Origin of the sequence: Agromyces sp. Soil535 (assembly GCF_001428255.1) — a bacterium.
Lineage (GTDB): Bacteria > Actinomycetota > Actinomycetes > Actinomycetales > Microbacteriaceae > Agromyces.
Genome location: NZ_LMRW01000025.1, coordinates 116322 through 134696, shown reverse-complemented (window position 1 = coordinate 134696; position 18375 = coordinate 116322). Strand labels below are relative to the sequence as shown.

Here is an 18375-nt window from a genome sequence, read left to right as displayed (position 1 = left end):
GGTGCTGAGCGGATGTTTCGGTGTGTTCCGTCTGGCGCCTGCCCTGGCGCCGTCCGGGGGTCCGTGCATCCATGCTGCGCCCGGTTCGAACCCCCGACCCGACGATCCGGGGGGTGAACTTCCGGCGTTCTTCTGCGCCGCGGAAGAACCGCGCTCTCACCCCCGGGCGTAGCGTGAGTGCGATGACGCGCATGCACGACGACGAGGTCGAGACGGATGCCGCGCTCGTCGCGGGCCTCGTCGCCGCGCAGTTCCCGGAATGGGCGGCGCTGCCGATCTCCCCCGTCGTGTCGTTCGGCACCGACAACGCGATCTACCGCCTCGGTGACGAGCTCAGCGTGCGGATGCCGCGGATCCACTGGGCGGTCGCCCCCATCGAGCGCGAGTGGGCCTGGCTCCCGCGGATCGCGCCCGCGCTTCCCGTCGAGGTGCCGCTGCCGCTCGCCCTCGGCGCGCCGGGCGAGGGCTACGGATGGCCCTGGACCGTGTGCCGCTGGGTGGAGGGGCGGCATCCGCCGTTCGAGCATGGCGACGACGCCCTCGCCCTCGCGGTCGACCTCGCCCGATTCGTGCGCGCGATGCGTTCGCTCGACCCGACGGGCGCACCCACGACGGCATGGCCGAGACCGCTGCACGAGGAGGACGAGCTCGTGCGCACGAACCTCGGCCTCCTCGAGCACGAGCTCGGCGTCGCTCGCGATGTCGTGGTCGCCGTGTGGGAGGACGCGCTCGCCGCACCGCACCACGCCGGACCGCCGACGTGGATCCACGGCGACCTCGCACCGAGCAACCTACTGCTGCGGGAGGGGCGGCTCACGGGCGTGCTCGACTTCGGCTCGATGGGCTTGGGCGACCCCGCGAGCGACCTGCGCGCCGCGTGGAACCTGCTGCCTGCGCACGCGCGGGCCGTATTCCGCGTCGAGGTCGGGGCCGACGACGCGACCTGGGCGCGGGCGCGCGGGTGGGTGCTGCTGCAGGCGCTCGCGCGGCTGCCCTACTACTCCGAGCGGAATCCGCCGCTCGCCGCCAATGCGCGCCACGTGATCGCCGCGCTGGTGGCCGAGCGGCGACGCGCCTAATCGTTGGTTACTCGATTACGCAGCGTAAGCAGGGCACTTTCGAGGTCGAGGAGTCGCGAGATGTCTGCTGGACGGGTCTCGAGATCGTATGGCTCCGTTATTCGTGGCCGCGGAATCCCCTTGAGCTTCAATCGGCAGCCGTGAGTGCTGTCTTGAACGCGGCGACATCCAATGCAGGTACAGGAAGAGCCGGCCGGTCGCCGGCACGGAGGCCGTCGAGGATGAGAGCCAGGTACCGTCGCCACAGGTCGGGACGTGCATCGCTCATTCGGTAGACACCGTCGAGCATTGCGAAGATCGGGCCGATGTCCGTGACGGTGACTCCTTCGCGGAGAACCCCGGCCTCACTTGCCCGGTCGAACAACGGAGAGACAACGGCGACGAGTTCCTCAGCGATACGCTCGTCGGGACCGAAGCCGTCGTGCCCGAGGAATGTCTCACACAGACCGCGATCCTGCGCCTGATTCGACGCCGTGACTTCGAAGAACGTCACGATTGCTACCCACGGGTCTTGGATCTCCAGCGCCGTCTGCACATCGGCCAGGACAGAATCCAGCGCCGCGTCGTACAAGGTCTCGATGATCTCCCGTTTGCTGGCGAAATTCCGATAGACCGTGCCGACGCCGACTCCCGCATGCTGAGCAATGTCCTCCAGCGTCGCAGAAAGGCCCTGCCGCGCGAACACCTCACGCGCCGCCTGCATGAGGCGCTCGCTATTCAGGGCCGCGTCTCTCCGCTTGGTGCGCGCGAGGTGTTCGTCGATTGGCATCAGCACATTATCGTCGCCGATGGGTCACCACGAACGTCGGCTGACGGGCGCTTGCAAGGGCGCGCACCTGCTCGGCCATCCGGTCGAGTTCTGCGGACACGGCGGGCGAGGCGGTGCCGAGGGGTGCAGCCGCCGAGCTGTGCAGGAAACGGCGGAACACGGCCACGAGCACCCGTTCGGGCACGGTGCGCAGCGCGTCGAAGCCACGTGGGACCGGCCGCGCCGGCATGCCCTCGAGGTTCTGCCTCATGAGTCGGATCATGTTCCGGATCGCGTCGGGATCGCCGGCCAGAGCCGCGGGGCCGCCCGCAGCGCGCACCGCCCGCCCGAGCGGCACCTCGAACGCGGCATGCGTCTTGAGCCACGCGTCCATCCGGGGTTCGGCCTTGGCGTTGATTCCTGCGGACTGGAACGACTGCACGATTCGTTCCAGTCGCGGAGTGGTACGACCATCGGGTTCGCCGATCGGCATCCGGACCAGACGGGTCAGCAGCGAGCTCGGCCTGTAGCGGACCACCTCCCCGTCCATGGTCCCGGCCACTGCGGGGTAGCCGAGCAGCACGCGCTCGCGGCCGATTGCCGCAGCAAGCGGCTCCGGACCGGCCGCCCAGTTCAGCGCGAACAAGACGTCGCAGTCGAGCCCTGCGATCGACTCGAGGACGGCGTCGACCTGGTGGGTGCGGACGAAGACGGCGATCAGGTCGTATCGGCCCGCGGGGCTCTCGATGACGGGGACCGGGACCTGCCTGATGTCCGGGCTGTCGCCCTCGGCGAGCAATACGCCGTGCTCTCGCAGCGCGGTCAGGCGTTCACCTCGGGCGAGGAGCGAGACGTCGTGTCCGGCCTCATGCATTCGGGCGGCGAAGATGGTGCCGATCACCCCGGCGCCGTACACGAGCAGTCTCAGGTGCCGTGAGGACGCGGGGGCGCGGTCGACCGCGTCTACGGACGACGACGCTGGGTGCATGTTCAGGTCAGGCAACGAGGCTCCTTCAGAGCACTAATCGGAATTGGCCATTCCGCTACGATCTTACACTAAGCGGAATGCCTCATTCCATTTAGGTGAACCGCTCGCCGTGACTACGGTCGGCCTTGGAACGCCGGAACAGCGGCAGCATCGACTCGATCAACGACCACTGAACATCGGACGGCTGCCGGGCGCGCCGGTGGTCTTCATCCGGACGGGGCAGGGCCGCTCTCGGCTCGGTGCCTGCGCGGGAGCAGCAGCGCTATGCCGATGATCACCGGAGCGATGAAGTGCAGCACGGGGTAGTACACGTTCGGGAAGAGAAGTGCGAGGATCCCGAGCGCGCCCACGTTCCAGGCGATCGTCAACCAGCCGACCCATGCCGCCACGAGGCGGGATTGCACCAGCGCCACGCCGTATGCCGCCTGCGCCAGGCACGCCAAGACGACGAAGAGGACGATCTGCGGCTCGAGGTAGCCGCGGCCAGCGATGACGAAGGCTTCGGCTGAGATCAACACGATGGCACCCACAAGGTACGTCACGAAGGCAAGCCGGGGAAGGATGACCGCCCCAGCATCGCGGAGCAACTGCTCGAGCAAGGCGAGCCCGAGCACCGACACCAGCACCGCCGCGATGACGAACCCACGCTCCCATGCGATGTAGCCGAAGTTCGCCGGCCAGCCCCAGAACGTCCGCCCGGTATACATCAAGGCCGCGCCGACGATGATCGTGCCGCTGCCGATCATGAGGACAGCAGTCACCTTCCTCGCTGCCGCATCGGATGGCGGTGAAGCGATGCTCACGGCGCGATCCTACGCGTGCTCGAGCATCACGCGGGCCGACCGGGAGGACGTTCGGTGACGAGTGCGACACCGATGAGCCCCCAGGCGACCATCCAGAGCGCGAGCCCGATCCGCCCGCCGACGAAGCCCGCCAGGAGGCCGGGGAGTACGACGACGAAGAGCATCACGCCGGCGACGAGGACGATCCACCGGCGCCAGCCGGACCACTCGCGAGACCGGGCCACGCCGATGCCGGCGAGCACCAGGCCCACGCCGAGCGCGATCGAGGAGACACCGTAGCCGATGTCGAGCGGGGCGGTCTCGGGCGAGGGGTAGGCGGCATCGGCGACGCCGATCGCCCACAGCTCGCAGACGGCGAGGACTGCCATGCCGACGAGGGCGATCCAGAGGCCGGCATGACCGGGCCTCGCGCGCGAGACGGGGAGCATCAGGAGCGCGACGAGTCCGAGGCCGAGCAGGACGTGATTGACGAAGAAGCTCGCCTGCACCACCGCGTAGGCGCTGCCTTCGAGTGGATAACTGAAGATGTCGGGGGGGACCGCAGGCGGGACGACGAGGAGCGCGATCGCCCCGGCGATCCCGGTCGCGGCAGCGACGATCACGAGGCCGCCCGCGACGCGGCTGAAGGACAGGGTTCTGGGTGCGGTGATGGCGGTCATGCCGACACGGTAGGTCGGTCGGGGCGGTCGCGACATCCGTGATTCCGCCAATTCCTGGCACGTTCGGCCGGTGCTCGGGTCATCCGCGCGCGGCCTGCCACATGGCGACGGCGACGCGGGAGTCGACGCCGAGCTTGGCGAAGATGTGCCGAACGTGCGCCTCGACGGTGCGCTCCGACAGGAACAGCTCGTCGGCGATCCGCCGATTGCTCTTCCCCTCGGCGATGAGCGCGGCGATCTCATACTCCCGCTTCGAGAGGCCGCCGCGTTGGTCGTCCGCGATGACCGCGTCGATGCGCTGCTCGAACGCGGGCCAGGCGATCCGTCGCGCGATCACGCGCGCCGCCTCCGCATGCCGCCGGGCCTCGGTGCCGGCGGCGTCTCGGCGATCTCGGCCGCGAGCGAGGCGCGCGAGCAGGAGTCGTGCCCGAGCCTCGAAGACCGGCGAGCCCATCGACACTGCCGAAGCGAGGCCGTCGAGTGCGTGCTCCTCAGCGGTGACGAGGTCGCCGAGCGCCTCGGAGAGCTCACCCAGCGGCAGGCTCGCCGGCCCGACGGACGGGGTGTGCGGTGTGGCGACCACCTGGAGCCCGGCGTACGGCAGCAGCATGGGATAGAGCCGTCGCGCCACGTCGAGATCGCCTTGCCGCACGCACACGGGAATGAAGCCCACGAGTGCGGTGACATATTCGGGGACGTGGTCGGGGATCTCGTCGAGGTGCCCCCGCACTTGGTGCCATTCGACCGCGGCCTCGTCGTCTCGTCCGCGCTCGGTGAGGAAGGTCGCGAGCCATGCGCGCGCGAGGTAGAGCCCCGAGTCGATCACCTCGCGGATCGTGCGCTCGATCCGCGCGTCGATCGCCTCGTCGGGCCCGACGGTGGCGGTGAAATGGTCCCGGAATACGACATCGAAGTACTCCGCCTCAGGGATCCCCCTGGCTCGCGCGCGCCCGAGCGCACGGTCGGCGAGGCGGGCCGCGAGCTCGAATCGCCCGTCGTGCAACGCGAGGCAGGCTCGCGTGAGCTCGTACCGCCAGGCGGTCGCAGGTTCGGCCTCGAACGAGGTCTCCGCCTCGACGAGTCTCAGCTCATGCTCGAGCGAGATCCGGTCTCCGAGCACCCAGTACCCGGCCAACCGGCAGAGCCGGCCCCAGGCGACCCGGTCGAAGTCGCCCACGCGCGTGCCCAGCTCGATCGCGCGCCCGCCGATGCTGATCCACTCCGCGGCGTGCAGCGGGTTCGCCAGCGCGTCTCGCTGCGCCTTCAAGGCGATGAGCACGGCCTCGGCGTCGCCGGACTCCTCGGCTTTGGCGAGCGCCCGCGTGGCGGGATGTTCAGCGGCGGTCGTCATCCAGCGGTCGGCGGTCGCCGCGAGTTGAGCCTGCACCCTGGCCCGCAACACCGCGTCCTCATCCTCGTCCAGGAGCATGAGCGCCTCCCGACTGAGTGCGTGCACCCGCGCGTAGACGGATCCCTCCATGAGCCCGCGGACCACGAGTGCCGCCCGGGCGATCGTCGCGGCATCCCCTCGTGCCCGCGCCCGCGACGCCGCTCGTTCGCAGAGCTCCCAGGCCCCGAGGATGTCGCCGGTGCGGAAGACCGCCCGTGCCTGCTCCAGGTCGGCGTCATCGATCGCCGCACTCGCCATGCTCTATCGAGGCACGGGCGGCTCGGTGGTGTCAACACCGAGCCGCCCGGCCGTCGCCGCTCGAGCCGCGGTTGATCCCCCGCCACCAGCCGACCCGCGGCGACTGATGGAAGGATCGAGGACTTTCCCATCTTGATCCGAGCCGTGTGTGCCGATTCGACGGCTCTGAGGCGAAGAGCGCGGAAGATTTGAGATTCTTCCGTTTGCGGCATCCGCTCGCTCGTGTGACCATCGATGCATGGTCATCGCGGATCGCACCGCCCGAACGGCTCTCGCAGCCGCCGTCGCCGAGCCCGTGGGCGAGCCCGAGGAGGTCGATGCGTTGACCCTCGGCCGCCGCATCCGCGACCGCCGCACCGCGCTCGGCATGACCCTCGGCGAGTTGGCCACCGCGATCGACCGTGCACCGAGCCAGGTCTCCGCGATCGAGAACGGCAAGCGCGAACCGCGCCTGTCGATGCTTCGCACGATCGCCCTCGCACTCGGCACGAGCGCCGACGAGCTGCTGAAGCCGGATGCCCCGTCGGAGCGCGCCGCCCTCGAGATCGCCGTCGAGCGGGCGCAACGTGGGCCGGTGTTCGAGGCGCTCGGACTCGGGCCGTTCCGGGTCGCGAAGTCGATGAGCGACCAGACGCTGCAGACGATCCTCGCGCTGCACCACGAGATCGACCGGCTGCACCGCGAGCGTGCAGCGACGCCCGAGGAGGCCCGCCGCGCCAACGCCGAGCTGCGCGCCGAGATGCGCGCCCGCGACAACTTCTACCCCGAGCTCGAGGCGAAGGCCGCCGAACTGCTCGAGGCGGTGGGCCACACCGGCGGCCCGGTGTCGCACCAGCTCGTCGCCGACATGGCCTCGCACCTCGGTTTCTCGCTGCACTACGTCGGCGACCTGCCGCACTCCACCCGCTCGGTGACCGACAAGCGCAACGGGCGCATCTACCTGCCGACGCAGCAGTCGCCATCGCGCGACTCCCGCTCCCCCATCCTGCAGGCGCTCGCGAGCCACCTGCTCGGGCACGAGGAGCCACGGAACTACGGCGACTTCCTGCGCCAGCGCATCGAGACGAACTACCTGACGGCGGCGATCCTCCTGCCCGAGCAGGCCGCTGTGCGCTACCTCAGCGAGGCGAAGAACCTTCGCCGCATCTCGATGGAGGAGCTCCGCGACCACTTCGCCGTCTCGTACGAGACCGCCGCGCACCGGTTCACGAACCTCGCGACGGCGCGCCTCGACATCCCGGTGCACTTCATGAAGGTGCACGAGTCGGGCACCATCATCAAGGCCTACGAGAACGACAAGGTGCGCTTCCCGAGCGACGCGCTCGGCGCCGTCGAGGGCACCACGGTCTGCCGCAACTGGACGGCGCGCACCGTGTTCGACGTCGAGGACCGGTTCAGCCCCTGGTACCAGTACACCGACACGCCGTCGGGCACGTTCTGGTGCACCTCGCGCATCGAGAAGGCGAAAGAGGGCGAGTACTCGGTGTCGGTGGGCGTGCCGTTCGAGCACGTCAAGTGGTTCCGCGGCCGCGAGACACCCCATCGTGCGGTGTCGCGCTGCCCCGACGAGTCCTGCTGCCGTCGTGCGCCGGGCGACCTGGCCGACAAATGGGCGGATGCCTCATGGCCCGCCGCGCGCACCCCGACGAGCCTGCTCGCGGCGCTGCCCACGGGCACGTTCCCGGGTGTCGACCAAACCGAGGTGTACCAGTTCCTGGAGGCGCACGCGCCTCGCTGAACCCCTGCCGGTTGAGGAGCCGCGGAGCGGCGTCTCGAAACCCTGCGAGCGGGGTGGCGCGAAGTACGCCTCAGTGATACCTTGCAGATCTATGTACCTCGTTGATCTAGGTATCTAGAACGTCGAGGTGTCCGCGACGGCACGATCGGAGTTCGCATGCGCATCGGCAAGGACCTGGTGGCTGCGGCGGCCACCCCGGTGGTCCTCGGCATCCTCGCCGAGGGCGAGTCGTACGGCTACGCGATCCTGCAGCGGATCGCCGAGCTCTCGGGCGGTGAGCTCGAGTGGAGCGACGGCATGCTCTACCCCCTGCTGCACCGACTCGAGCGGCTCGGCCACGTGGACTCCGAATGGCGGCAGTCGCCAGGCGGCCGGCCGCGCAAGCACTACCGCCTGAGCGCGCAGGGCGCGTCGACGCTCGCCGACCATCGCCGACAGTGGTCGATCATCGGCGGGGTGCTCGACCAGGTCTGGCCCGGCGGTGCCGACCACCGTCAGCCGCGGCTCGCACTCGGACTGGACTGAGCGATGACGACCGAGAAGGCCCCCGCCCTCGACGAGCTCATCGCTTCGTGGCGCGACTGGATGGAACGCCGCGACGCCCTGAGCATCCGCGACGTCGACGAACTCGAATCGCACCTCCGCGATCGTGTCGACGCCCTCGTGGCCGCAGGCCTCGCCGAGGACGAGGCGTTCCTCATCGCCGTCAAGCGCCTCGGCAGCATGGACGAGCTCTCCCGCGAGTACGCCGCCGAGCACTCGGGCCGGCTCTGGAAACAGCTCGTGCTCAACGACTCGTCCGACACCGAGGGCGCGGATGCCTCGACCGGCACGATCCCGTTCGCTCGCCGTGCCAACGGGCTCGCGGTCGCCCTCCTGCTCGGCGTCGGCGCCGGCATCGCCGTGAAGGCGACCGAGTTCCTCACCGGCGAGCCCGAACTCGTCGTCAGGAACATCGCCGTACTGGTGCTGCCATTCCTGGCCGCGTGGTTCGCCTGGCGGCGGCGCCCGCCTGCCGGTACTCTCTTCGGCGTTGCCGCGGCGTTCGCCGCCGTGGCGCTCGCACTGAACCTCTACCCGTTCGACGGAGGGTCCGCGAGCGTCGAGATCGCGGGGCAGAACTCCGCGACCGCCGTGCTCGCGACCATCGGCTCGATCGTCGCACTCTGGCTCGTCACGGGCATCGTCGACGCCGGCGGCGTCTGGCGGAGCGACCGCACCCGGATGGACTTCCTGCGCTTCAGCGGCGAGTGGCTCGTCTATTACGTGCTCATCGCGATCGTGGGCGGTGCCCTGAGCGGGCTCACCGTCGCCGTGTTCGCGTCGATCCAGGTCGACGTCATGCCGTTCATCGGCGAGTGGGTGCTGCCGTGCGGGGCGGCGGGCGCGGTGCTCGTCTCGGCCTGGCTCGTGGGCGCGAAGCAGCGCGTCATCGAGAACATCGCCCCGGTGCTCACGAAGGTGTTCACCCCGCTCTTCACGCTCATGATGCTCGCGCTCATCGTGGCGTCCGTCATGCAATGGAACCTCGTCGACGGAAGCCGCGACCTGCTCATCGCCTTCGACCTCGTGCTCGTCGTGGTCGTCGCGCTCCTCGTGTACTCGATCTCTGCGCGCGACCCCGCGCTTCCCCCCGGCTGGTTCGATCGACTGCAGGTGCTCATGCTCGCGGCCGCGCTCGTCGTCGACGTCATCGTGCTCGTCGCAATGATCGCCCGCACGGGCGAGTTCGGGTTCAGTGCGAACAAGACGGCCTCGCTCGGGCTGAACGTCATCCTCCTCGCGAACCTCGCGTGGGCCACGTGGCTGCAGGTCGGCTTCGTGCGCCGGCGCGTGCCGTTCGACGGCATCGAGCGCTGGCAGACCGGGTACCTGCCGGTCTACCTCGGCTGGGCGGCGATCATCGTGTTCGTCTTCCCGCCGGTGTTCGGCTTCGCGTGACCGACCGCCCGGCGTGGCTCGCGGGTTGAGGAGCGCCGCGAAGCGACGCGTCTCGAGACCGCGTCCCCGGGGAGCGGGTTTCGAGACGCCGCTTCGCGGCTCCTCAACCCGCGGACATCCGCTCCTCCACGGCGAGCCGCGCGAACCAGTCGAGTGCGGCGCGGTGGCTCATGACGCCGTAGTCGAGCGTCCTGCGCTGGTAGTGGAAGACCCGCGCGAACTCGTCGGGCACGTCGACCGCGTCGAGGTCCTCGCCGAAGCCCTCGAGCGAGGCGCGCTCGCGGTCGATCGCCGACACGAGGTCGTCGAGCACCCGCGCTCGCTCAGTGCGGTCGTCGACGAGCCCGAGGAAGAACAGCTTCGACAACGCGAGCACCTCGAGGTCGCCGGATGCCGCGGGGGCGCCCATCCATTCGAAGAACGCGGCCGTCCCGGCATCCGTGATCGAGTACGTCTTCTTGTTCCGCCCGCCCTCGATGCCCTCGACGAAGGTCACGTGACCTTTCGCGAGGAGCGACTTGAGGGCGCTCTGCAGGCTGCCGTAGCTCGCGCGATAGATGAGTGAGATGCCCTGCTCGAACTGCTTGTTGAGCGAGTAGAGGGTCTGCGGGCCGAGCAGCAGCAGCCCCAGGATCACGTTTCCCATGCGTTCGCCTCCCCGTCGACGACTGTGTCTTGTGGTGCATCGTGCATCCCCGTATGCTACGACCCGTGATGTCACTAGTAGCTACATCACGCTTCGATACTCGATGAGGGGATTCTCGCAGATGGCGCCGACCGCGCACCTCGACCACGACCGGTTCACCGCGGAACTCGACCGGCACCTGACCGGGGTCGCACGTCGGCGTGGCTCGCTCGGCGCCCCGCAGGTGGCGGTGCGCTCGGCGCGCGACGGGCTCGACTACCGCTTCGGCGACGAGACCACGCGGTTCCACGTCGCGAGCATCGGCAAGATGTTCACGGCGACCCTCGTCATGCGGCTCGTGGAGTCCGGTGCGTTCACGCTCGAGACGCCCGTCACCGAGCTGCTGCCGGCCGCGGAGCTGCGCGGCCTGTTCGTCGTCGACGGCGAAGACCTCGCGGATCGGGCGACGGTCGACCAGCTGCTCGCGCACACCTCGGGCGCCGCCGACTACTTCGATGGCCCCGTCACGAGCGGTTATCGCTTCCTCGACCTCGTGGTCGGAGAGCCCGACCACTTCTGGACCCCGGCCGAGCTCCTCGACTTCAGTCGCGAACGGCAGCGGCCGGTGGGCCGACCTGGCGCGAGGTTCGCGTACTCCGACACGGGCTATGTCCTGCTCGGCCGCATCATCGAGGCGACCACGGGTCGCGAGTTCCACGAGGTGCTGCACGAGCGCATCCTCCAGCCGCTCGGCATGCTCGACAGCGCCCTGCTGTTCCACTCCCTGCCCGAGCGCGACTTCGTCTCCGCCCTCGCCGCCGGCGCACCCACGACGGCAACCGCCACCGTTCCCGACATCGCGCCGTTCCGGCTCGGGAACCGCGAGGTCAGCCGCTTCACGAGCATCAGCTGCGACTGGGCCGGCGGCGGCCTGATCAGCGTGCCGGCCGACCTCCTGACGTTCAGCGCTGCGCTGCACGGCGGGCGGCTGATCTCGCCCGCGAGCCTGGCTCGACTCACCGAGATGCGAAACCGATTCCGCCCCGGCATCCGGTACGGCGCGGGCATGATGCAGGTGCGCTTCGAGGGCCTCATGCCGCTGCTGCGGGGCCTGCCCAGCCCGGTCGGCCACATCGGCGTGCTCGCGACGCACCTGTTCCGGGACCCGGTGCACGAGGTCGATATCGTGCTGAACTTCGCGTCGACCCGCGAGATGACCCGCAGCTTCCGCACGCTCATCTTCATCGAGCAGGCACTGCAGCGCGCGTCGCGGTAACGCCGACCGTCCCGGTAGCGCGCACCGCCTCGTCGCAGTGGGCACCCTCCATCGTCCAGCGGCGCACTCACGTCCCGCGACTCCGGCACTGATGCGACTTCCGCATCAGTGCCGGAGTCAACAGGGACCGAACCCAGGCGTGGATGCCCCGCCAGGCACGCTCCCTGAGTACCGGACTGCGGATATACGATCCGCCACCCCGCCGCGCGGGTCACGAGACGGCGCGCCGGATCGTATATCCGCATGAGTGAGCCCGCGGCATCCGGCCACCCTGTCCGGCGGCGAGCGGATGTCGCGACACCGCGCCGCTGGCGCCCGCCGCGTCCAGCGCGGGAGGATGGAGGCACCCCGACCGCCTTGGAGTGATCGCCGTGGGAACGACCGTATTCGAACGACGCCGACCGCCGGCATCCGTGATCGAGCGTTCGCTCGCCGAGACCGAGCAGCGGGTGTTCTGGCTCGACGACCTCGGCGACGGGGCGAAGCGCACGCGCCCACGGCTCACGAGCGAGCGCGTCGCGGACCTCGCGATCGTCGGCGGCGGCTACACGGGCCTCTGGACCGCCGTGCTCGCCAAGCGCCGCAACCCCGACGCGCACGTGGTTCTCGTCGAGGCGAAGGCCATCGGCTGGGCGGCATCCGGTCGCAACGGCGGATTCTGCGAGGCGAGCCTCACGCACGGGCGCGAGAACGGCATGTCGCGCTGGCCCGAGGAGATGCCGACCCTCGACCGGCTCGGCATCGAGAACTTCGATGCCATCGAGGCCGCCGAGTCCGAGCTCGGCATGGACTTCGAGTTCGAGCGGAACGGCTCGCTCGGCATCGCCGTCGAGCCTCACCAGGTCGAATGGCTGCACGAGCAGGTCGCCGAGGCGCAGGCCCGGGGCGACGACACGCTGCGGTTCCTCGACGAGTCGGCGGTGCGCGCCGAGGTCGACTCGCCCACGTACCTCGCCGGCGTCTGGGACACGCGCGGCAGCGCCATCCTGCACCCGGCGAAGCTCGCGGCGGAGCTCGCCCGCGTGGCCGAGGAGCTCGGCGTCGAGATCTACGAGCGCTTCCCCGTGCGCCGTCTCGACACGCCGGGTTCCACCGGCGCCGTGGCGCTCGTGACCGACGGCGGCCGCGTGCTCGCGGAGCGGGCGGTGCTCGCGACCAACGTGTTCCCGAGCCTGCTGAAGCGCAACCGGCTCATGACGGTGCCGGTCTACGACTACGCGCTCATGACCGAGCCGCTGTCGGCTGAGCAGCTTGCATCGATCGGCTGGTCGAACCGGCAGGGGCTCGGCGACCTCGCCAACCAGTTCCACTACTACCGCCTCTCGCGCGACAACCGGATCCTGTTCGGCGGCTACGACGCGGTCTACCACTACGGCCGGCGCGTGCGCGAGCAGTACGAGGAGCGGCCCGAGTCGTACGAGCGCCTGGCCGCGCACTTCTTCACCACGTTCCCGCAGCTCGAGGGGCTGCGGTTCAGCCACCGGTGGGCTGGCGCGATCGACACGAGCACGCGGTTCTGCGCGTTCTTCGGCACGGCCCGCGACGGCCGGGTCGCGTACGCCGCAGGGTTCACGGGCCTCGGCGTGGCATCGACCCGATTCGCCGCCGAGGTCATGCTCGACCAGCTCGAGCAGCGCGACAACGAGCGCACGCGGCTCCGCATGGTTCGCGAGCGCCCGCTGCCGTTCCCGCCCGAGCCCGCCGCCGCCATCGGCATCAACGCCACGCGCTGGTCGCTCGACCGCGCCGATCACACGGGAGGGAAGCGCAACATGCTCCTGAAGACGCTGGACGCCCTCGGCCTGGGGTTCGACTCATGAACAGCGGGCCGCGCCTGCATCCGGGCGTGATCGCGGATGCCGCATCCGTCGTGCTCGAGCACGTGCCGGTCGAGCCCGACCAGATCGTCGCCGGCGCGCCGACGACCGGGCACCTGGTGCTCGACGACGACGGCGACCGCACGGTCGGGGTCTGGGAGATGAGCGTCGGCGCGATGCGCGACGTCGAGGCCGACGAGGTGTTCGTGGTGCTCGCCGGCGCCGCGACCGTGGAGTTCGAGCATCCTCACGCCTCGCCGATCGTGCTCGCCCCGGGATCCGTCGTGCGGCTCGAGTCCGGCATGCGCACGATCTGGACGGTGCGGCAGACGCTGCGCAAGGTGTACGTGGCGCCGTAGGCGGGCGGCGATCAGGCGACGGAGGCCGCCGCCCCCGGCTCCTGCACCGTGCGCGTCGACGGCCCCACGGGATCGATGCGGAACGTCCGCCGGAACCGCGCGAGCAGGGCGCTCCCCCCGACGAGGATGCTGACACCGGCCGGCGGCCCCTTCACCGCGACCGCCCCGGGCGCACCGGCGAGGAGGTCGCGGAGGCCCACGGGCTCGACTTCGAGCTCGAGCACGTCGCTCGGAGGGACCTCGGGTGCCGTGCGCCGCATCGGCTGCAGCAGGGCACCGGGCCCGATCGGCATGACGTCGAGCGCATCGCCGACGACCATCGCCGAGAGCGATATGCCGCCCACGTGGAGCACGTACTCCGTCGGCGGTGCGGTCGCCGCCGACTCCGCGTGGAAGGCGGCGTGCAACGAGAGGGCGACGGCGTCGGCGGTCACGATCTCACCCTCGGCCGGTTGGCCGAGCGTCGACCATCCCCAGCGCTCGAGGGCGACGATCACGGGCTCGAGCGTGCGGCCGAGCTCCGTCAGCTCGTAGCCGCCGCGCACGGTGGGCACGCGACGGATGACGCCCGCCTCCTGCAGCTCCTTCAGGCGGTCGCTCAGGATGTTCGTCGGGATGCGCGGGAGACCCGCCTTCAAGTCGCTGTACCGGCGCGCGCCGACAAGCAGGTCGCGGATGATGAGCAGTGCCCATCGCTCCCCGACCCGCTCGATGGCTCGTGCCACGCCGCTGTACTGGCCGAAGCCGCGCGCGGCGCGTGTCGCCATGAGGCGATCAGGCCGGCGACGAGGCGCCGGCGCCCTGCTCGGCCATGTACGCTTCGGGGCCCATCTCGGCTGCGGCGGGCTCCATGAACAGGAACGAGAGGTTGTTGCCGTCGGGGTCATCGAGGTCGCGCGAGTACATGAATCCGTAGTCCTGCACGGGACGCGGCTCGCTGCCGCCGGCCGCGAGGCCCTTCGCGAGCACGTCGTCGACGTCCTCGCGGGAGTCGCGGCTCAGCGCGATGGACACCTGAGCCTGCGTCTTCGGGTCGATGATCTGCTTGTCGGTGAAGGTGCCGAGGTACTCACGGGTGAGCACCATGAAGTAGATGTTGTCGCCGAGCACGACACACGCCGCGTTCTCGTCGGTGAAGGCGGCGTTGATGCTGAAGCCGAGCGCCTCGTAGAACGCCTTCGAGCGGTCGAGGTCGGTCGAGGGAAGGTTCACGAAGATGCTGGTGGTCATGGTGTCCTCCAATGGATCCTGTTCGGTCGTGTGTGTTCCGGGTTGCATGATTTAGCTTGCTCTTTGCAAGTGCACTTGTCAATAGCAAGTAAATGGGAATCCGCCAACGGCTCATCGCGCGGCGCTGCGACGCACCAGCAGCGCCAGGTGCAGAGCGGTGAGCGTCTCCCCGTCGTCGAGGTCCACGCCGAGCAGGTCGCCGATCAGCGCGAGCCGCTGGTAGAACACCGACCGCGAGAGATGGCTCGCGGATGCGGCGGCGGTACGGTTCCCGGGATGCGCGAGCATCGCGCCGAGCACGCTCTGGAGGTCGCCGCCGCGCGCGAGGTCGTACTCGATGAGCGGCGCCAGCATCCGCTCGCTGTGCCGCAGCAGCCGGTGGTCGTCGCGCAGCGAGGTGACGAGCCGCATGAGCGGGCGGTCGTCGGCGCGGCGCAGCACGGTGCCGCGAGCCCCCTTGGGGCGGGCGCCTCGCGCGAGGTCGATCGCCTCCTGCACCGAGCCGAGCAGGCCGTCGAGTCCGTCGGCGACGCCGCCCACCGAGATCACGAGCCGGTCGACTGATGCCGCATCGCCGCCCACGAGCGCCGACGCGAACGCGCGCGCGGCGACATCCGAGAGCTCGGCCGGTACTGAGAGCAGCACGATGCGGGCGCTGCCGGACGCGGAGGCCGCCCCAGCGAAGTCGGGCGCCGCGCCGTCGATCGCACGGCCGCCGAGGGCGCGAGCCGCGGCATCCGGTGCCCCGGGCGGAATCGGCGCACCCGACGCGACCACGCCGTAGAGGTGGGCGCCGTCGACGGGGAGGCCGGCCGCCTCGAGCCGCGCCGCCGCACCGCCGAGCCCGGCGAACCGCCCGGCGAGCAGCCCGTCGACCAGGCGCTGGCGGCCGATGCGCACCCACTCGTCGGCGTCGCCGTCGGCGAGTCGGCCGAGGGCCAGCGCGATGGCGCCCTGCTCGAGCACGCTCGCACGGCCGGCGGGGTGCACCGGTCCGGCCAGTGTGATGAGGTGCCCCCACCGGATGCCGCGGGCCTCGACGGGCACGATGAGCCACTCGTCGGGCCCCACCGAAGCACCCCGGGCGAGGCGCTGCTCGTCGAGCCGGTGCGCGCGGCGCGAGCTCGCCTCCCACGTCGCGAAGAGTCCCTCCTCGACGGCGGGCGGCACCTCGGCGGCGACCACTTCGTGTGCGAGATTCTCGAGTACGACCGCGGCGCCGAGCGTCTGCGCGAGCTGGTGCACGATGAAGTCGGCGGGCGAGCCCCGCAGGCTGAGCGCCGTGAATCGCTCGCGCACCTCGTCGCGGGCGCGCAGGGCGGCGGTCTGCTCGGAGATGATGCGGCTGTGCACCGCCTCGGTGAGCGCCACGAACTTCACCTCGCGGTGCAGCGCGACGAGGGCGAGGCCGTGCTCACGGGCAGCCGTCTCGACGACGGCGGGGACGTAGCGGTAGTGCACGCCGAGCTCGAGCACGAGTCCGGCGATGCCGGCGTCGACGAGCTCCGCGATGAACGCCTCGAGCTCGCGCGGCTCGGTCGGCCAGCCCGACCCGGTGGTCAGCAGCAGCTCGCCGCCGTTCAGCAGCCGGGCCACTCCCGAGCTGTCGGAGACGTGCACCCAGCGCACGCGCGCGTCGAGCGCGTCGTCGCCCGACAGCACCTCGGGAACGCCGTGCGCGACCGCGTCGAGCGTGAGGATCTCGCGCACCGTCGGGAGCCCGTCGTCGGCGACGACGCCCTCCGGACGATCCGTTCGGATCGGCTCGTCTTCGCGACGATCTGCCATCGGTCGGGCCTCTCTGCCTCTGTCACACTGGGGAATGCCAGCCTAGACGACACCCGGGCAATCTGTCCGGAGAGCCCGAGAAGGACCCTACATGAGCCTCATCCGACACTTCATCAACGGCCGCGAGGTCGCCGACGCGGAGCGCACCGGCCCGGTCTTCAACCCGGCCACCGGCGTGCAGCAGCACGAGGTGGCGTTCGCGTCGGTCGGCGAGGTGGAGCAGGCGATCGCCGCGGCATCCGCTGCACTGCCGGGCTGGCGCGCCACCGGCCTCATCAGGCGCGCCGACGTGTTCTTCAAGCTGCGCCACCTGCTCGTCGAGCGCCAGGGCGAGCTCGCCGCGATCCTCACCAGCGAGCACGGCAAGGTGCTCTCGGATGCCGCGGGCGAGATCTCGCGCGGCATCGAGAACGTGGAGTTCGCCGCCGGGCTCGTGCACCTGCTGAAGGGCGAGCACTCCGAGCAGGTCGCGCGCGGCGTCGACGTGCACTCGCTGAAGCAGCCGGTCGGCGTGGTCGGGGCGATCACGCCCTTCAACTTCCCCGTGATGGTTCCGCTGTGGATGGTCGCCTCGGCGATCGCGTGCGGCAACACCGTGGTGCTGAAGCCCTCGGAGAAGGACCCGAGCGCGGCGATCTTCCTCGCGAAGCTGTTCCAGGAGGCCGGGCTTCCCGACGGCGTGCTGAACGTCGTGCACGGCGACAAGGTCGCGGTCGACACGATCCTCGACTCCCCCGAGGTGCGCGCCGTCTCGTTCGTCGGCTCGACGCCCATCGCGAAGTCGATCTACGAGCGCGCCTCAGCGAACGGCAAGCGCGTGCAGGCCCTCGGCGGCGCGAAGAACCACATGGTCGTCATGCCCGACGCCGACCTCGAGGGCGCAGCGGACGCCGCGGTCTCGGCGGCGTACGGCTCGGCCGGCGAGCGCTGCATGGCCGTCTCGGTGCTCGTCGCGGTCGGTGACGTCGCCGACGACCTCGTCGAGGCGGTGCGCTCGCGCATGCGTGCGCTGAAGATCGGCGACGGCACGGATGCCGCGAGCGAGATGGGTCCGCTCATCACGCGCGAGCACCGCGACAAGGTCGCCTCCTACGTGACCGGCGCCGCGGCCGAGGGTGCGACCGTCGTCGTCGACGGCACGACGCAGCAGTTCGACGGCGACGGGTTCTTCGTCGGCGTCTCGCTCGTCGACCACGTGAAGCCCGGCATGAAGGTGTACGACGACGAGATCTTCGGCCCTGTGCTCTCGGTCGTGCGCGTCGAGTCCTACGAGGAGGCGGTCGCGCTCATCAACGCCAACAGCTTCGCGAACGGCACCGCGATCTTCACCCGCGACGGCGGCACGGCTCGCCAGTTCGAGTTCGACATCGAGGTCGGAATGGTCGGCGTCAACGTGCCGATCCCCGTGCCCATCGGCGCGTACTCATTCGGCGGCTGGAAGAACTCGCTGTTCGGCGACTCGCACATCTACGGCCCCGAGTCGGTGCACTTCTACACCCGCTCCAAGGTCGTGACCACGCGCTGGCCGAACCCGTCCGAGTCGCAGATCAACCTGGGCTTCCCGTCCAACCACTGACCCGTTGCTGCGGGTTGAGGAGGCGCGCCAGCGCCGTCTCGAAACCCGGCCGACGAACGACTGGGTTTCGAGACGGGCGCGGAGCGCCCTCCTCAACCCG

Annotated in this window: 17 protein-coding genes; 8 read left to right on the top strand and 9 right to left on the bottom strand. The window is 70.2% G+C overall.

Annotated elements, in window-relative coordinates:
• Positions 1-182 precede the first annotated feature (182 nt).
• Complete coding sequence (locus ASG80_RS17765; RefSeq protein ID WP_200952609.1) at positions 183-1079, top strand: aminoglycoside phosphotransferase family protein; 897 nt, start codon at positions 183-185, stop codon at positions 1077-1079.
• Positions 1080-1206: 127 nt separating this feature from the next.
• On the opposite strand, the gene ASG80_RS17760 is transcribed toward ASG80_RS17765, so the two are convergent.
• The 5 genes from ASG80_RS17760 to ASG80_RS17740 form a co-directional block, all read right to left on the bottom strand.
• Positions 1207-1848, bottom strand: a complete 642-nt coding sequence (locus ASG80_RS17760) for a TetR/AcrR family transcriptional regulator (protein WP_156401931.1) — start codon at positions 1846-1848, stop codon at positions 1207-1209.
• 7 nt (positions 1849-1855) lie between these two features.
• On the bottom strand, positions 1856-2830 hold the full coding sequence (locus tag ASG80_RS17755; protein WP_200952608.1) for a ketopantoate reductase family protein: 975 nt from the start codon (positions 2828-2830) through the stop codon (positions 1856-1858).
• A gap of 191 nt (positions 2831-3021) precedes the next feature.
• The gene (locus tag ASG80_RS17750) at positions 3022-3618 is read right to left on the bottom strand and encodes a hypothetical protein (protein WP_156401930.1); all 597 of its coding nucleotides are present in this window, start codon (positions 3616-3618) and stop codon (positions 3022-3024) included.
• A gap of 26 nt (positions 3619-3644) precedes the next feature.
• A complete protein-coding gene (locus tag ASG80_RS17745; RefSeq protein ID WP_156401929.1) occupies positions 3645-4277 on the bottom strand; it encodes a hypothetical protein in 633 nt (210 codons plus the stop codon).
• Between the two features lie 79 nt (positions 4278-4356).
• Positions 4357-5925 (bottom strand): response regulator transcription factor, encoded by a 1569-nt coding sequence (locus tag ASG80_RS17740; RefSeq protein WP_056733162.1) that lies wholly within the window; start codon positions 5923-5925, stop codon positions 4357-4359.
• Positions 5926-6163: 238 nt separating this feature from the next.
• Here ASG80_RS17740 and ASG80_RS17735 point away from each other — a divergent pair, with 238 nt between their 5' ends.
• The 3 genes from ASG80_RS17735 (at position 6164) to ASG80_RS17725 (ending at position 9604) form a co-directional block, all read left to right on the top strand.
• Positions 6164-7663 (top strand): helix-turn-helix transcriptional regulator, encoded by a 1500-nt coding sequence (locus tag ASG80_RS17735; protein WP_082590596.1) that lies wholly within the window; start codon positions 6164-6166, stop codon positions 7661-7663.
• A 156-nt stretch (positions 7664-7819) separates the two neighbouring features.
• Positions 7820-8188, top strand: coding sequence for a PadR family transcriptional regulator (locus ASG80_RS17730; protein WP_056733159.1), 369 nt, complete (start codon positions 7820-7822; stop codon positions 8186-8188).
• 3 nt (positions 8189-8191) lie between these two features.
• Positions 8192-9604 carry a permease prefix domain 1-containing protein gene (locus tag ASG80_RS17725; protein ID WP_056733157.1) on the top strand — a complete coding sequence of 471 codons (1413 nt, stop codon included), beginning with the start codon at positions 8192-8194 and terminating at the stop codon, positions 9602-9604.
• Between the two features lie 103 nt (positions 9605-9707).
• Here the strand turns inward: ASG80_RS17725 and ASG80_RS17720 are convergent, their stop codons facing one another.
• On the bottom strand, positions 9708-10250 hold the full coding sequence (locus ASG80_RS17720) for a PadR family transcriptional regulator (protein ID WP_056733155.1): 543 nt from the start codon (positions 10248-10250) through the stop codon (positions 9708-9710).
• 103 nt (positions 10251-10353) lie between these two features.
• Here ASG80_RS17720 and ASG80_RS17715 point away from each other — a divergent pair, with 103 nt between their 5' ends.
• The 3 genes from ASG80_RS17715 (at position 10354) to ASG80_RS17705 (ending at position 13681) form a co-directional block, all read left to right on the top strand.
• A complete protein-coding gene (locus ASG80_RS17715) occupies positions 10354-11505 on the top strand; it encodes a serine hydrolase (RefSeq protein WP_056733153.1) in 1152 nt (383 codons plus the stop codon).
• A 371-nt stretch (positions 11506-11876) separates the two neighbouring features.
• On the top strand, positions 11877-13325 hold the full coding sequence (locus tag ASG80_RS17710) for an FAD-binding oxidoreductase (protein ID WP_056733414.1): 1449 nt from the start codon (positions 11877-11879) through the stop codon (positions 13323-13325).
• Positions 13322-13681, top strand: coding sequence for a cupin domain-containing protein (locus ASG80_RS17705; protein ID WP_056733151.1), 360 nt, complete (start codon positions 13322-13324; stop codon positions 13679-13681). The genes ASG80_RS17710 and ASG80_RS17705 overlap by 4 nt, the downstream gene beginning before the upstream one ends.
• Positions 13682-13692: 11 nt before the next feature.
• On the opposite strand, the gene ASG80_RS17700 is transcribed toward ASG80_RS17705, so the two are convergent.
• From ASG80_RS17700 to ASG80_RS17690, 3 genes are all read right to left on the bottom strand, one after another.
• On the bottom strand, positions 13693-14448 hold the full coding sequence (locus ASG80_RS17700) for a helix-turn-helix domain-containing protein (protein WP_056733149.1): 756 nt from the start codon (positions 14446-14448) through the stop codon (positions 13693-13695).
• A gap of 7 nt (positions 14449-14455) precedes the next feature.
• The gene (locus tag ASG80_RS17695; protein WP_056733147.1) at positions 14456-14911 is read right to left on the bottom strand and encodes a VOC family protein; all 456 of its coding nucleotides are present in this window, start codon (positions 14909-14911) and stop codon (positions 14456-14458) included.
• A gap of 111 nt (positions 14912-15022) precedes the next feature.
• Positions 15023-16699 carry a PucR family transcriptional regulator gene (locus ASG80_RS17690; RefSeq protein WP_235508380.1) on the bottom strand — a complete coding sequence of 559 codons (1677 nt, stop codon included), beginning with the start codon at positions 16697-16699 and terminating at the stop codon, positions 15023-15025.
• A gap of 91 nt (positions 16700-16790) precedes the next feature.
• Between ASG80_RS17690 and ASG80_RS17685 the strand changes: the two genes are divergently transcribed.
• Complete coding sequence (locus ASG80_RS17685) at positions 16791-18275, top strand: CoA-acylating methylmalonate-semialdehyde dehydrogenase (RefSeq protein ID WP_056733145.1); 1485 nt, start codon at positions 16791-16793, stop codon at positions 18273-18275.
• Positions 18276-18375: the final 100 nt, after the last annotated feature.

What these genes read in the sequence shown, in the direction of transcription:
- ASG80_RS17765 (WP_200952609.1), top strand. Translation starts at nt 183, where the DNA reads ATGACGCGCATGCACGACGACGAGGTCGAGACGGATGCCGCGCTCGTC.
- ASG80_RS17760 (WP_156401931.1), bottom strand. Translation starts at nt 1,848, where the DNA reads ATGCCAATCGACGAACACCTCGCGCGCACCAAGCGGAGAGACGCGGCC.
- ASG80_RS17745 (WP_156401929.1), bottom strand. Translation starts at nt 4,277, where the DNA reads ATGACCGCCATCACCGCACCCAGAACCCTGTCCTTCAGCCGCGTCGCG.
- ASG80_RS17740 (WP_056733162.1), bottom strand. Translation starts at nt 5,925, where the DNA reads ATGGCGAGTGCGGCGATCGATGACGCCGACCTGGAGCAGGCACGGGCG.
- ASG80_RS17735 (WP_082590596.1), top strand. Translation starts at nt 6,164, where the DNA reads ATGGTCATCGCGGATCGCACCGCCCGAACGGCTCTCGCAGCCGCCGTC.
- ASG80_RS17730 (WP_056733159.1), top strand. Translation starts at nt 7,820, where the DNA reads ATGCGCATCGGCAAGGACCTGGTGGCTGCGGCGGCCACCCCGGTGGTC.
- ASG80_RS17725 (WP_056733157.1), top strand. Translation starts at nt 8,192, where the DNA reads ATGACGACCGAGAAGGCCCCCGCCCTCGACGAGCTCATCGCTTCGTGG.
- ASG80_RS17720 (WP_056733155.1), bottom strand. Translation starts at nt 10,250, where the DNA reads ATGGGAAACGTGATCCTGGGGCTGCTGCTGCTCGGCCCGCAGACCCTC.
- ASG80_RS17715 (WP_056733153.1), top strand. Translation starts at nt 10,354, where the DNA reads ATGAGGGGATTCTCGCAGATGGCGCCGACCGCGCACCTCGACCACGAC.
- ASG80_RS17705 (WP_056733151.1), top strand. Translation starts at nt 13,322, where the DNA reads ATGAACAGCGGGCCGCGCCTGCATCCGGGCGTGATCGCGGATGCCGCA.
- ASG80_RS17700 (WP_056733149.1), bottom strand. Translation starts at nt 14,448, where the DNA reads ATGGCGACACGCGCCGCGCGCGGCTTCGGCCAGTACAGCGGCGTGGCA.
- ASG80_RS17695 (WP_056733147.1), bottom strand. Translation starts at nt 14,911, where the DNA reads ATGACCACCAGCATCTTCGTGAACCTTCCCTCGACCGACCTCGACCGC.
- ASG80_RS17690 (WP_235508380.1), bottom strand. Translation starts at nt 16,699, where the DNA reads ATGGCAGATCGTCGCGAAGACGAGCCGATCCGAACGGATCGTCCGGAG.
- ASG80_RS17685 (WP_056733145.1), top strand. Translation starts at nt 16,791, where the DNA reads ATGAGCCTCATCCGACACTTCATCAACGGCCGCGAGGTCGCCGACGCG.